This window comes from Rhodococcus sp. EPR-134, from assembly GCF_001647205.1.
Taxonomy (GTDB): Bacteria; Actinomycetota; Actinomycetes; order Mycobacteriales; family Mycobacteriaceae; genus Rhodococcus_F; species Rhodococcus_F qingshengii.
Map to the genome: position 1 here is coordinate 1 of NZ_LVCT01000501.1, position 13,763 is coordinate 13,763.

14 protein-coding genes and 1 pseudogene are annotated in these 13,763 nt (G+C 61.5%); 5 read left to right on the plus strand and 10 right to left on the minus strand.

All coding sequences use genetic code 11. The annotated features are described in order from the left end of the window. The 4 genes from paaC to paaK form a co-directional block, all read left to right on the plus strand. Positions 1-693: 1,2-phenylacetyl-CoA epoxidase subunit PaaC (gene paaC / locus A2J01_RS22955; protein WP_064113661.1), on the plus strand; the 693-nt coding region annotated here is incomplete at its 5' end. Positions 694-758: 65 nt separating this feature from the next. After that, positions 759-1,217 (plus strand): 1,2-phenylacetyl-CoA epoxidase subunit PaaD, encoded by a 459-nt coding sequence (paaD, locus tag A2J01_RS22960; RefSeq protein WP_051636608.1) that lies wholly within the window; start codon positions 759-761, stop codon positions 1,215-1,217. Positions 1,218-1,221: 4 nt separating this feature from the next. After that, positions 1,222-2,301, plus strand: a complete 1,080-nt coding sequence (paaE, locus tag A2J01_RS22965) for a 1,2-phenylacetyl-CoA epoxidase subunit PaaE (protein ID WP_064113662.1) — start codon at positions 1,222-1,224, stop codon at positions 2,299-2,301. 41 nt (positions 2,302-2,342) lie between these two features. After that, positions 2,343-3,644 (plus strand): phenylacetate--CoA ligase PaaK, encoded by a 1,302-nt coding sequence (paaK, locus tag A2J01_RS22970; protein ID WP_007730627.1) that lies wholly within the window; start codon positions 2,343-2,345, stop codon positions 3,642-3,644. 2 nt (positions 3,645-3,646) lie between these two features. Here paaK and A2J01_RS22975 read toward each other — a convergent pair whose 3' ends face one another. From A2J01_RS22975 to lepB, 10 genes and pseudogenes are all read right to left on the minus strand, one after another. Next, entirely contained in the window at positions 3,647-4,270 is a 624-nt protein-coding gene (locus tag A2J01_RS22975; RefSeq protein WP_007730629.1) for a LysE family translocator, read from the minus strand. Between the two features lie 92 nt (positions 4,271-4,362). After that, positions 4,363-5,556: a globin domain-containing protein gene (locus A2J01_RS22980; RefSeq protein ID WP_003942968.1), complete on the minus strand. Its 1,194-nt coding sequence runs from the start codon at positions 5,554-5,556 to the stop codon at positions 4,363-4,365. Positions 5,557-5,587: 31 nt separating this feature from the next. Further along, entirely contained in the window at positions 5,588-6,037 is a 450-nt protein-coding gene (locus A2J01_RS22985) for an RrF2 family transcriptional regulator (RefSeq protein ID WP_003943059.1), read from the minus strand. Between the two features lie 119 nt (positions 6,038-6,156). Next, positions 6,157-7,287, minus strand: coding sequence for a galactokinase (gene galK, locus A2J01_RS22990; protein WP_064113663.1), 1,131 nt, complete (start codon positions 7,285-7,287; stop codon positions 6,157-6,159). After that, entirely contained in the window at positions 7,287-8,387 is a 1,101-nt protein-coding gene (gene galT, locus A2J01_RS22995; RefSeq protein WP_064113664.1) for a galactose-1-phosphate uridylyltransferase, read from the minus strand. Before galT ends, galK begins: the two co-directional genes overlap by 1 nt. Continuing rightward, positions 8,384-9,010 carry an SMI1/KNR4 family protein gene (locus tag A2J01_RS23000; RefSeq protein WP_030536068.1) on the minus strand — a complete coding sequence of 209 codons (627 nt, stop codon included), beginning with the start codon at positions 9,008-9,010 and terminating at the stop codon, positions 8,384-8,386. The genes galT and A2J01_RS23000 overlap by 4 nt, the downstream gene beginning before the upstream one ends. Positions 9,011-9,031: 21 nt before the next feature. After that, on the minus strand, positions 9,032-9,616 hold the full coding sequence (locus A2J01_RS23005) for a TetR/AcrR family transcriptional regulator (RefSeq protein WP_007730752.1): 585 nt from the start codon (positions 9,614-9,616) through the stop codon (positions 9,032-9,034). Beyond that, the gene (locus A2J01_RS23010) at positions 9,613-10,662 is read right to left on the minus strand and encodes a saccharopine dehydrogenase family protein (protein WP_042921555.1); all 1,050 of its coding nucleotides are present in this window, start codon (positions 10,660-10,662) and stop codon (positions 9,613-9,615) included. The genes A2J01_RS23005 and A2J01_RS23010 overlap by 4 nt, the downstream gene beginning before the upstream one ends. 55 nt (positions 10,663-10,717) lie before the next feature. Then, positions 10,718-11,070: pseudogene (locus tag A2J01_RS23015) on the minus strand (glyoxalase superfamily protein). Positions 11,071-11,176: 106 nt separating this feature from the next. Next, positions 11,177-11,920, minus strand: a complete 744-nt coding sequence (gene lepB / locus A2J01_RS23020; RefSeq protein WP_058226882.1) for a signal peptidase I — start codon at positions 11,918-11,920, stop codon at positions 11,177-11,179. A 425-nt stretch (positions 11,921-12,345) separates the two neighbouring features. Between lepB and A2J01_RS23025 the strand changes: the two genes are divergently transcribed. Beyond that, positions 12,346-13,763: anion permease (locus tag A2J01_RS23025; RefSeq protein ID WP_064113665.1), on the plus strand; the 1,418-nt coding region annotated here is incomplete at its 3' end.

The following is a 13,763-nucleotide window of genomic DNA, read 5'->3' on the forward strand; positions in this document are numbered from 1 at the left end:
GAAGAGGTAGCTCTCGCGAATGTCGGTCTGGATCTGATCGGACAGGCCAGGCTGCTGCTGGCTCGCGCGGCAGCAGCCGATTCCACTGTCGTTCCGTTCATCTCGGACACGTCGCCGGTGCCGGCTGAAGATGCGCTTGCCTTCTTTCGTGATCAGTTCGGTTTCCGCAACGTGAGACTGGTGGAGCTCGCCAACGGCGACTTCGCGCACACGGTCGTTCGGCTACTCGTGTTCTCGACCTGGCGGCTGGCGCTGTTCGATCGGCTCCGCACATCGCGGGACCCGGTCCTCGCGGCCGTGGCGAACAAAGGCGTCAAAGAACTGACCTACCACCGCGACTACGCGGCAAGATGGGTCGTCACGTTGGGCGCCGGCACGGCAGAATCCAAGCGTCGGACTGCCGCGGCCCTGCTCGAGATCTTCCCGTTCGTGGACGAACTCTTTGTTCCCACCCAGGACGAACTCGTTTTGGCAGAAGTTGGCGTCGGAGTGGATCCGCGTACTGTTCGGCCGGAGTTCGACGCTGTTCTTGCCCAGGTCCTCCATGCAGCCGAAATGGAAGAGCCCCCTTCGCGTTTCTCCGGTTTCGTCGGCGGCCGCGGCGGGCGTGCCGGACTGCACACCGGGGCACTGGGGCTACTTCTTGCCGAAATGCAGAGCGTCGCTCGGGAGCATCCGGAAGGGGTGTGGTGACCGTGACTGCCGCTACCGTCTCTTCCGCTACTGTCTCTTCGGCGCAGGAGATCGTCGCCTCGGTGATGGATCCGGAGATGCCACTGTTGACCTTGGCCGATCTCGGCGTCATCCGATCGGTCGACGTCGAAGCGAACTTGGTCTATGTGACAATCACTCCCACCTATTCCGGGTGTCCGGCGATGGCGACGATGCGAGACGACATCGAGCACAAGCTGACCGACGCGGGGTACGGCAGCGTCCAGATCAAGACTCAACTGTCGCCGCCTTGGAGTTCGGATTGGATCAGCGAAGAGGGGCTCGCGAAACTTCGGACGGCCGGGTACTCGGTGCCGGGGGCCGCGCCGCGTCGCACCTCCGGCCCGATCGCCTTGACCTTGACGGCCAAGCCGCGCGACATCCTGTGCCCCCAGTGCGGTTCGGCAAACACCAGACTGAGTTCGGAATTCGGTGCGACCCTGTGCAAAGCGCTCTATCGCTGCCTCGACTGCCTCGAGCCGTTCGATCACGTGAAGGAGATCTGAACAGATGAGTACCGCAACGACGAACCGGAACAAACCATTTCACCCGTTGACGGTCGCCGGTGTCGAATCACTGTGCGACGGCGCAGTTGCCGTCACCTTCGACGTGCCTGCCGATATCGCCGATCAATTCGACTTCGGCGCCGGGCAGTCACTGACACTGCGGCGGATGATCGACGGCGTCGAACACCGTCGCTCCTACTCGATCTGTGCACCGGTAGGGGCGTCTCCACGGGTGGGGGTTCGCGAAGTGGCAGACGGACTCTTCTCCTCCTGGTTGGTGCGAGACGTCAAGGCCGGGGATCGAATCGACGTCCAGGGCCCATCTGGCAATTTTGTCGCCGATCCGGCATTGGGTGGACGGCACGTTCTGATCGCGGCGGGCTCCGGAATCACGCCCATGTTGTCCATCGCTGCAACACTGCTGGTGAACCCCGAGGCCGATGTCACCCTGCTGTACGGGAACAGGCGCACCCGTTCGGTCATGTTCGCCGAAGAGATCGCCGACCTGAAGGACCGGTACGGTGCGCGCCTGGACGTTATTCATGTCCTCTCTCGCGAGCCGCGCGAGGTCGAGTTGTTCTCGGGCCGTCTCGACGCCGACCGGTTGCGTGAGATCTTCACCTCTCTCGTTCCGTGCGACCAGGTCGACGGCTTCTGGTTGTGTGGTCCGTTCGGGATGGTCAACGACGCCCAGGAAGTACTGGCCGGCTTGGGAATTGCCAAGGATCGCATCCATCACGAGCTGTTCTACGTCGACGACGTCGCTCCGCCGGTTGCAGTGCATCGTGAGCGCGGAATTGTCGGACCGAGCAGCGAGGTGACTATTACTCTCGACGGTCGATCGACCACCGCGACACTTCCGCGAGACCAGTCGATTCTCGATGCAGCGGAACAGTACCGATCGGATCTGCCCTTCGCGTGCAAGGGCGGGGTCTGTGGAACGTGTCGCGCCAAGGTCACCTGCGGTGACGTCGAGATGCGCAGGAACTACGCACTCGAAGACTACGAAGTCGACGCGGGTTTTGTACTGACCTGCCAGACCTTCCCTGTCGGTGAACAGATAACAGTCGATTTCGACGCCTGACCGCCCGCACAGCGCCCTCACTGAGCCCACCGGAGACAATCATGACCGAACTCGTCACTGCTACTTCGCAAGAAATCGAATTTGCCAGTCGGGACCGCATTTCGACGCTCCAACTCGAGCGGATGCAATGGTCCCTGATGCACGCGTACACCAATGTTCCGCACTACCGCAAAGCTTTCGACGACGCCGGCGTCCACCCGAGCGACTTGAAGGATCTGAGCGATCTCGCGAAGTTTCCCTTCACCACCAAAGCGGATCTACGTGAGAACTATCCGTTCAAGATGTTTGCAGTGCCCCAGGACCGGGTCTCGCGAATTCACGCGTCTTCGGGGACCACCGGTCGCCCGACGGTGGTGGGGTACACGAGCAACGACCTGAACAACTGGGCCGATCTCATCGCGCGCAGTCTCTCGGCCGGCGGCGTGCGGTCTTCGGACAAGGTTCACGTGGCTTACGGGTACGGTCTGTTCACCGGTGGGTTGGGAGCACACTACGGTGCGGAGCGCTTGGGCTGCACGGTCATTCCCATGTCCGGTGGCATGACCGAGCGGCAGATTCAACTGATCGAGGACTTCGAGCCCGACGCCATCATGGTGACTCCGTCGTACATGTTGACCATCGTGGATGCGATGATCAAGAAAGGCATCGATCCCTCGAAGACCTCACTGAGGGTGGGAGTTTTCGGAGCGGAGCCGTGGACCGAACAGATGCGTACCGAGCTGGAACAGCAACTCGACATGCATGCGGTCGACATCTACGGACTCTCCGAGATCATGGGCCCGGGTGTGGCAATGGAATGTGTGGAAACCAAAGACGGGCTCCATATCTGGGAAGACCACTTCTACCCGGAGATCATCGATCCGGTCACGGGCGAAGTGCTGCCGGACGGTGAAGAAGGTGAGCTGGTTTTCACCTCTCTCACCAAGGAAGCGCTGCCCATCATTCGCTACCGAACCAGGGACCTGACCCGACTGTTGCCGGGTACGGCGCGCTCGATGCGTCGGATGCAGAAGGTCACCGGCCGGACCGACGACATGATCATCCTGCGTGGGGTCAATCTGTTCCCCACACAGATCGAAGAGCTGATCCTGACCGTCCCCGCCCTGGCACCCCAATTCCAGTGTGTGCTGGAGCGTCCGGGCCGGATGGATACTCTGACAGTGCGCGTCGAGGCTCGCCCTGACGCGGCAATTTCCGATCATGCGGCAGCGTCTTCGGCGTTGCAGAAGCTGGTGAAGAACAAGATCGGTGTCACGGTCGAGGTGAGCGTTCTCGAACCCGGCGGACTCGAACGCTCGATCGGCAAAGCGCGTCGTCTGATCGACCAACGTCCGAAGGACTGAAACTACTCCAGGGCCATGCGGGTGGCGAAGATTCCGAGAATGCCACCAGCTAGCCATTTCTGAGCCCGCATCCACACCGGACGCGCCATGAGGAAGGTCGACACGGCTGCCGCACAGCACACGATCAACGCGTTGACGGTGACTGCGACCAGGATCTGCACGCCGCCGAGTACGAGTGCCTGTTGCCAGACCGGACCCGCAGTGGGATCGACGAACTGGGGGATCAGGGCCGCGTACATCAGCGCAATCTTGGGATTGAGCAGATTGGTGGTCAACCCCATCCCGAACAGACGGCCGCTACCGTGGCGGTCGACCTCGCCCACCTCGAAAGCGGACTTCCCACCTGGTCGGAGTGTCGACCAGGCGAGATAGGCCAGGTACAGGGCACCACCGATTTTCACCGCGGTGAACACCGTTGGTACGGCGAAGAGAACCGCCGTCAGCCCTGCACACGTGGCGGTGAGGTAGACCAGGAAACCGGTTGCGACTCCGCCGAGCGAGATCAAACCTGCCCGGCGGCCCTGGCTGATGCTGCGGGACACCAGATAGATCATGTTGGGGCCCGGTGTCAGAACCATCGCCAGGGCGATCAGCGCGACTCCCGTCATCGACGCTGACGTGATCATGTCGGTCTCCCACTACTCGGTACGTATGTTCCGTCGAGTACACAAGGGATTACTGTGGCGCGCCAAGGTCCAGTTCGCAGGCAGTGGTCCGCTCAGGTGTTGGCCCAGCTGTCGGGCCCGAAGACCTCGTAGTGGATATTCTGCGCCGGGACGTCCCTTTCGAGCAACGAGGCGCGCATCGCCAACATGAACGGCATCGGCCCGCAAAGGAAGGCTTGGGTATCGGGCTCCACTGCAATACCTTGCAAATCCGCCCGTCCTTCGTGAACCGATCCGAACGCAACGTGCGTGCCGAGATCCTCGTACCAACGGTGCAGGGTTGCGGCGGGAATCTGGTCGACGAGTGTGCTGAGTTCTGCGCGGTGCGCGTGATCCGCAATGGATCGATCCGCATGGATGACAGATACCGAACGGTCAGCACCGGTGTCCACGAGATGATTGAGCATCCCGATCATCGGTGTGCAACCGATTCCGGCCGACGCGAGCAGGAGCGGTGAGTTGTCGTCCGGCATGGTGAGATCGCCGAAAGGTGTGGTGACGGAGAGTTCTTGACCTTCGAATACGTTGTTGTAGAGGAAGTTCGACACTTCGCCATCGGGAGTTCCGGAGATTCGCTTGACGCTGATCCGCCAGTCTGCGCTGCTCGGTATCGAACACAGGCTGTATTGGCGGATCTGGCGGGCGCCGTCGGGCAGTGTAACCCCGACCGAAAGGTACTGTCCGGGAGCGAAGGTGGGGAGTGCGCTACCGTCGAGCGACGTGAGCGTCAGTGAGACGGTGTCGGCGGACTGAAGAACTCGTTCGCTGATTCTGACCGTGCGCCAGACGTCACCGGCGTCGACGCCGGCGAGTTGGTAGAGGCCACGCTCCATCGTGATGAGGGTTTCCGCCATCAGCCAGTAGACTTCGTCCCAGGCTGCCGCGACGTCGGGAGTGACTGCATCGCCGAGTATTTCGACGATCGCGGCAAAGAGGTGTTCGTGCACGATTGCGTACTGGTCGGGCGTGATTCCCAGCGACGCATGCTTGTGCGCGATGCGTGAGAGTATGAGATCGACCTTGGCGCTGTCCGGCTCGAGCTGAAGCGTCGCGAATGCCGCGATGGCGCCGGCGAGAGCCTTCTGCTGTTCGCCCTGTTTCTGATTGCCGCGATTGAACAAATCACGTTCGAGTTCAGGATGTGCGTCGAACATCCTGCGGTAGAACAGGGTTGTGATATCGCCGATGGCGGCGCCGACCACGGGAAGGGTGGCGCGAATGACCTCGGTTGACTGTGGGGAAAGCATGAGCTGCTCCGTTCGGTCGAAATTCGATTGATCAGCCTGCTTCGTCGCTCCGGGTGGTGAGGCGTAGCAGGACAGTTTTGGACGGCTGCCGGATGACGTCTTCGATCGTGACCGCGTCGAGTGAAACGAAAAACGCTTCCTGTGCTTCGCGCAACGCACTTCGAAGGAGGCAACCTCCGCGCAATGGGCACGGTTTGTCGCCTTCGCAGTCGACGACTTCACCCGGGCCTTCGAGGCGTCTGGCCAGCCAGCCGATGGTGGCGGTGCGGCCGAGTTCGGTGATGGAAAGCCCACCGCCGCGGCCGCGCCTGGTTGTCACGATGCCGAGCTCACCGAGCCGTGTAACCACCTTGGTGGCATGGGAGTACGACACGTTGAGCTGCTGCGCAACATCCCGGGTACTGGGGGAGGCATCCGCGTCGAGTACTGCCAACCGCATGACGACGCGCAATCCCAGATCGGTGAACTGCGTCAGTTGCATGATCTGAACCTACATAATTCGCATCTGAAATGACTATTTATGTGAGGGGGATCTCGAGGTGTCCCAACCAGGGCGAACGGTACGTTCGGCACCTCCAGTGCGCTGAACGTGCCGTTCGCTCAGAGACGGGCGGCCGAACCCCCGGCAACGACGCCGAGAAAGTGGGGTGCTCGCCAACCTCGCGCCGCAAAGTCGCGGCTCACTGACGCGATGACCTCCGCTCCGCTTCCTTCCGGAACCAGCGCGATGGCCGAGCCTCCGAATCCGCCGCCGGTCATCCGCGCACCGATCGCGCCGCCGCGTCGTGCTGCGGCAACGGCGACGTCGAGTTCATCGCACGAGACCTCGAAGTCGTCGCGCAACGAGGCGTGCGAGTTGTCGAACAGCTCGCCGACGTCACTGAATCTGCTGCTGCGCAGAAGTTCTGCGGTCTTCCGCGTCCTCTCGATCTCGGTCACGACGTGCCGTGCCCGCGCCCGGAGGATCGGGTCTCGCACTGTCTCGGCCTGGTCTGCTGTAGCCTCTCGCAAGCTGCCGACGCCGAGAGCTGCTGCTGCAGCGACGCATTGAGAGCGCCGCATTCCGTACTGTCCGTCTGCGAGCGAGTGTTTGACCCGGGTGTCGATGACGATCAGTTCGTACCCTGCACCGTGGAGTTCGAAAGGTATGGGTTCGGTGGATCCGTCCTGGCAGTCCAGCAGGAGCGCAGTCGAGGGCTGAGCAAAGAGGGCAATGGTTTGATCCATCCCTCCGGTCGGTGCGCCGACGCCGTCGTTCTCGGCCTGGATGCACACCTGTACCAGCTCATCGCGGGCGAAAGGTGAATCATGAAGTTCGTTGACGGCCAACGCAACCGAACAGGTGAGGGCAGCGGAGCTCGACAGCCCGGCCCCGACCGGTACCGACGAGTCGACGGCAAGATCGATTCCTTCGATCGGGAGGCCTCTGCGCGCAAGAGACCACAGAACGGCTGTGGGGTAGGCGGCCCACCCTGTGGCGATGTCGCCGACGGGCCCGGTGTACGTCTCGGCGGATTGCCGACTGTGCACGCGGACGACCCCGTCGCTGCGCAGTGCGACGGCAACCAGTGTTCGCTGCTCGAGAGCGACCGGTAGGCACAATCCACCGTTGTAGTCCGTGTGTTCACCGATCAGGTTGACTCGACCGGGTGCCACCCACACTCCGGTTGCAGGATAGCCGTAGGTGGCGTGAAACTGTTGGAGCACAGAATTGTTCGAGACCGTATCCACTATTTCAACTCCCGTAGGCGGGCCGCGACTGCCTCGGGAACGGTGTCGTTCACCCAGGCGCCCATGGCGGACTCGGACCCGGCGAGGTATTTGAGTTTGCCCGGTGCGCGCAAGATCGAGAACAGCTGAAGATGCAGTCGGCCCAGAGGTCGGTTGATGCGGACGGGAGCTTGGTGCCAAGCCGCGATGTACGGTACCCGGTCGACGCTCGGATAGAAGCGATCGATACGGCGTAGGAGATCTTGGTAGACGACCGCAAGCTCTTCGCGCTCTTGGTCGTTCAGCGAGGGAAGGTCCGGGACGTCTCGGTGCGGTGCCAGGTGAATCTCGATGGGCCATCGTGCGGCGGTCGGGACGTAGGCGCTCCAGTGATCGCCGTCGTAGATCAACCGGGCCTTGTCCTCGCGCTCGAACGCCAGAACATCGGCGAGTAGTGAGCGACCGGTGCGCTCGAAGTGTTTGTGCGCCTGCGTCAGCATCGATCGGGTGCGTGGCGTGACATACGGGTATGCGTAGATCTGTCCGTGTGGATGGGTGAGTGTCACCCCGATTTCTTCGCCGCGGTTCTCGAAGCAGAACACTTGTTCCACAAGCGGATCCGCCGACAACTCTTCGGTCCGAGAAATCCAGGCACCCACAATCGTGCGCATGCGTTCGAGTGGAAGCTCGGCGACGGACGCCGTGTGATCGCTCGAGAAGCACATCACTTCGCAGTGGCCGGCCGCTGGGCGATCGCCCACACCGTCTCCGGGACTGTCAATGGCTTCCTCGGGCGCCGCGGCAAAGCTCGGAAACCGATTCTCGAACACCGCGACGTCGTAGTCTCCGTCGGGTATCTCTGTGGGCGTGCGTGTTTCGTCGGTCGGGCACAATGGACATTCGGCGGCGGAGGGGAGATGTGTCCGTGTCATGCGATGCGAAGCCATGGTGATCCACTCCCCGGTGAGAACGTCGAATCTCATCCGAGACGAGTGGTCGAGAGCCGGCAATTCGCGGGAATCTCGCGCAGAGTGGGCGCGGGCACTGCCGGCATCGTCGAAGTAGAAGATCTGACGCCCGTCGGCGAGGGTGCGACGGGTCGGATCCTGCTTGGGTGTCATGCGTCGACTTCCCATTCCAGAACACCCTTGCTGACAACGGGTTTCCACACTCCGATCGTTGATCCTGTTTCCAGCGCTACGGCATGGGCGGCCAGCATTACCGAGATGGACGCCCAGATCGGACCGCCGTTGTCAGTGGCGTCCGACGCATACTCGGTCACACAATGGTGGAGTGCGCCGCTGCGGGTGTCCACGAAGTAGTGGTACTCGTCCAGTCCGGCAAAGGGAACGAACGAGGGGATGAACATGGTTGCGGCAGTGCCTGCGTCGCGTTGATCGTGTCGATCCATCTCGTCATCGGCGTAGAGGTCTGGATTCTCGTAGATCGTCTCATCCCACGTTTCGAGCAGAGTGAGACGAACTTCTGTTGCGACGTCGATGGGGTAGAAGAATTTGTCCGGGAGCACGCTGCCGAGAAAGAGGCCGGTCCGGTCGTCGTGGGTCAGGCTGCCGTTGTGGACCCGATACAGGTCGCGAAGTTCCTGGGGCCACGTGACGCCGGTCGAGGCTTCGAATTCCTCGATAACGGCGTCACCGAGTCCTGGTTGAAACGCTGCAGCCGTCACCGGTGCGTGTGTACGGCACCACGCTTCGATTCGGCTCCATTCGTTTGCAACGCTCATGGGCTTTACGATACGTCCGAGTCAGGACCCGTGAATCAGGTACTGCAGTGTGTCCACGAGCTTTCGGTCCGAAGCCTCGGACTTTCGGCCGGTGATTCCCGATCGGAGAATTGCGGAACCCTCGAGCAGGCTCACGATGGTCTGCGCTGTCGCGCCAAGTTCAGTCGCATCCAGCTCCGGTTGTGCACACGCGACTGCGCGCTCTACGTGTGCGATGTACTGGGCGTAGAAGTCTCGAAGCACGACCGCGACTTCTTGGTCCGCCGCTGCAATGGCCCATACTTCGACGTACAGACGCACAGTGGCCTGGTCGTCCTGTTCTCCGAGCAGGACTCCGATGAAGTGTTCGGATTCCTCGCGGGAAAGGCTCTGATCCGTATCGGGGACGACGGCAAGGCGATCCAGTGAGCGGGTCAATGCACGTGACATCACTGCGCGTATCAGATCTGCACGGGTGGGGTAGTAGTGCTGCAGATGTCCTACCCGCACTCCGGCCGCGGCTGCGAAATCGCGCATTGCCGAGTTGGCATTGCCCTGAGTAGTGAGGACCTGTTCTGCTGCGTCGAGAAGTGCTGCCGCACGGGCGGCGCCCTTGGAGAGGGTCATGGTCGCAATACTGCCACCCCGAAGCTCTCCAACTCGGAGACGGTGCGGCGAGGGTTCGGAAGCGATTCGGGGAAAGTGACTCCAGGCCGGGCATCGTCGGCCAAGGCTCGTCTGACGGCCAGCGCGCCGCCCACCGCGGTGAGGTGAGCCTGGCCCTGCCGGTCGACGATTGTCGCGCTTGTCGTGCCGCTCGGGCCGGTGACATCGATGCGTACTTGCGCGCTCCCGCCCTTGCCCGGCGAGTACAGGAGTCCGCGTCGTAGCGGTGTGAAGCGGTCGCCGCGACCCCAACGGAACAGACCCACCTTCTTGGCGGCGAGCAGCGCAGTTGTGGATGCATTAGAACTGAAACCTATTCGAGTGCTGGCAGTTTCGGCGCCCAAGGTCATGGGGAACGTGAATTGTTCCGGAGTGTCGATTCTTCCGACCTTGGTGCGCGATCCGGGGAAGTCGACCCAGCGTGTATCCGTCAACGGGCTGACGGTGATCGGGTTTCCTTGCTGCATCACCTCGAAATCCTGCCCGAGCCGATCGATGAAGTCGACGGAGTCCAGCCCGGCAATGTCGTTGACGTCGTAGCGAATCGAGACGTCGATCGTGCTCGCGCCACCCAGTTCCTCGGCCAGCGCTGCGGCGACGATATTGGTGACTCCGCCCATCCATCCGGACGACAGGTACACCGGTGCGCTCGGCGACTTCTGACCCGCCAGAGTGGCGGCGCGAGCGACGCGGGTTGTCCAGCGGGTGATGTCCACGTACGGAATGCCGGCCTCGACGGCGGCGGACAGGACACGATCGTGGGGATCGTTGACCGTCGACACGACCGCGCGTACGGACGCGTCGAAGGGTGTCGGGTCGAGGAGGTCCCAGCGGCGGACGGAAGCGCCGTGACGGCCGGCCAGTTCGTCGCCTCGCTCGGGGGTGCGTCCGGTGAGGAGTAGTGGGAAGTCGGGGGCGAGCAACGCAGTCAGGGCGCTGCCCACGGTTCCGTATCCGCCGGCCACGAGGATCGGGCCGTCGGCTGAATACTGCAATGAATCGGTCATGCACCTAACTCTAGGTCAAATGACCTAAAACGTCGAATGGGGTTCTTTCCGCTGCTCAGTCCCGGTGTCGCACGATGTTGACGACGTTGCCATCGGGTGCCGGACGAGGAATCGGCGAACACCCCACTCTTCGGTCGTTATGGGGTGCACGATTTCGTAGCCGAGCCTGCGGGCCTCTTCGTAGGCGCCGTCGACGTCGTCCGTGTGGACTGAGATGACCGAGTCCTCGGTCGCAGTGGCGTCGTGCGTGACGAGCTGTACGTTCGCGCCGGTGTCGGGAGAGGTGTAGCGAGCGACCCACCCCATGTTGAACTCTTCGGTGCTCAGGCCGAGAAAGTCGGAGTAGAAGCTCTTGGCGGTTCCGACATCGGCGACTTTGAGATTGGCGGTGATGCGTCGAGCGCGCATGTGGTTCTCCTACCCTCGGTAACAGATGCGCTCGATGATCGTCCGAAAGCGGAGCCATGTCGACTGTGCCGTCCGAAGATGCGGGCCGCCTGGTTGATTCGATCTGTCACTGCGGATCGAAGGAGCTCACAGTTCCCCACCGTGAGAAGGGAAGGACGATCAATTGAACCTTGCCGATGACATTGTCGATCGCCACCGTTCCACTGTGTTCGTCATCGAGATGGAAACGTGAATCCTTCGAATGGGCGCGGTTGTCGCCCATCACCCACAGGTTCCCGTCGGGAACCGTGACCGGCCCGAAATACCTTCCTTGGCAAGAGGTACCGTTGCCCGGAATGCGCTTGTCGATGTACGGCTCGGTCAGCGGCTTGCCGTTCACTCGAAGCCCCTCTTCCTCGGACAGGCACTGTACGGTTTGGCCACCGACCGCGACTACCCGCTTCACGAGGTCGTTTTCGTCCGGCGGGACCAAGCCGACGATGGACCCGAGTCCCTGAAATGCGCGAACAATCGAATTGTCGGATCGAATGGATTTGTACTCGTCGTTCCAGGACTCGGGTCCCTTGAACACGACCACATCCCCAGGCTGTGGATCCCCGAATCGATAGCTGATTCTGTCGACGAAAATTTTGTCTCCCGTGCAGCCGGTGCATCCGTGAAGTGTCGGTTCCATGGACTCCGACGGGATCAGAAAAATGCGTCCGACGAAGTTCTGAATGACAACACTCAGGACGAGTGCGACGACAAAGAGGATCAGAATCTCACGCCACAGTGGACGTTTCCTCGGGTGACCGGCCACTTCCGATTCAGTGGAGTCGGTCGAGTCCTCGTGGGCGTCGGATTCCGTCACATTCCCGACAATAGATGGCGCAACCACTCGTCGGCCCGATACGAATCTTCTCGGTTCGTGGGTCTGTCTGTCGGCTGACATGCTTCGGAATTGGATCACATCACGCGCGAAGATCCGGTCGAGGTCGGCAATCCGCGCAGTCCTGACCCAAACATCTTGCCGACGAATACCTTTCGCAGAAGCAGGTTGAACAACTCTCGGAGATTCAAGCGTGCAGCACGCCCGCGCCTCTGTTGATCGATTGGCACAATCTTTTGCGAGATGGGCATTCTCCCACTGAAGCGTCGGTGCGAGACAGCGCCTCGTAAGGACGACTGTACTTCTGGGCATTTTCTCTCGAACTTGGATTGACCGCACGAAAACCTGATGTTTGGGGGACAATCATCTGGGGCGATCACCTGGGGCGACAAGTCGAGGAGATGCAAATGTCCGAGGCCAAATCCGAAAGCACTGAGTCTTTTTCTGAGACGACACCGCCGGCGGAGCCGTCGAAACAATCGGTGCTCAGGCGGTACTACCCGGCTGCGGTGCCCGTCGTCCTCGGCTTGATCATCTATTTCATGCCTGTTCCGGACGGTGTGGATCCCAAGGGCATGCACATGCTCGGAATCTTCGTCGGCACCATCGTGGCGTTGATCTTGCAGCCTCTGCCGACGGGTTCTGTGGCGCTGGTAGGCCTGTCGATCGCCATGATCACCCAGACCGAGACGCCGACGGAAGCGTTGTCCGGCTTCAGTAACACCACGATCTGGCTGATTGTCGCATCGTTCTTCATTGCCGAGGGCTTTCTGGTCACCGGACTCGGCAAACGGGTTGCGCTCATGTTCGTGACCAAACTCGGCAAGTCGAGTCTCGGATTGTCCTACGGAATGGCGTTGACGGACTTGATACTTGCTCCGGCGACGCCGTCGAACACCGCCCGTGCGGGTGGCGTCGTCTATCCGATCATCGTCTCGCTGAGCAAGTTGGAGGACTCCAATCCCGAGCCCGAGGACTCTCGCAAGAAGCTCGGAGCATATCTGCTGCTCACGTCGCTGCAAGTCAACGTCGTGACCTCCGCGATGTTCATCACCGCCATGGCGGGTAACCCTGTGGCCGTCGATGCGGCTGCCAAGATCGGCATCGACATCTCGTGGGGCAAATGGGCGCTGGCAGCATCGGTTCCGGGAATTGCGAGTCTCATCGCGATCCCGTGGGTGATGTCGAAGATCTTCCCGCCCACGATGTTGAAGACTCCAAAAGCACCCGAGCAAGCCAGGGAGGAACTGCGCAAGGCAGGTCCGATCAGCCGCAACGAGAAGATCATGGCCGCCACCTTCGTTCTGCTGCTGGTGCTCTGGTGCCTGGGCTCGCAGCTCAACGTCAATGCCACTACAACAGCATTCGTCGGAATCGGCATCCTGTTGGTGACCAAGGTGCTGACGTGGAACAACCTGGTCCACGACACCGGGGCGTGGCAGACGCTCGTGTTCTTTGCCGTTCTGGTCGGTATGGCAAGCCATCTCGAAGAACTCGGCGTGATCTCGTGGATCGGAACCCAGGTCTCCTCGAGCGTCGACGGTTTGCCGTGGATCTGGGCTTTTGCGATCCTGACCTTGGTGTACTTCTACGCGCACTATCTGTTTGCGTCGAACACCGCGCAGATCGTCGCGATGTACGCGGTGTTTCTCGGCGCGGCGGTGGCAACCGGTGCGCCGCCGCTGTTCTCGGCCCTGGTGTTCGGCTTCATCGGCAGCCTGTTCGGCGGTATCTCGCACTACGCGTCCGGTCCGGCCGGAGTGATCTACGGTTCCGGATACATCAAGACCTCGGAGTGGTTCCGAATCGGTTTCGTGATGAGCGT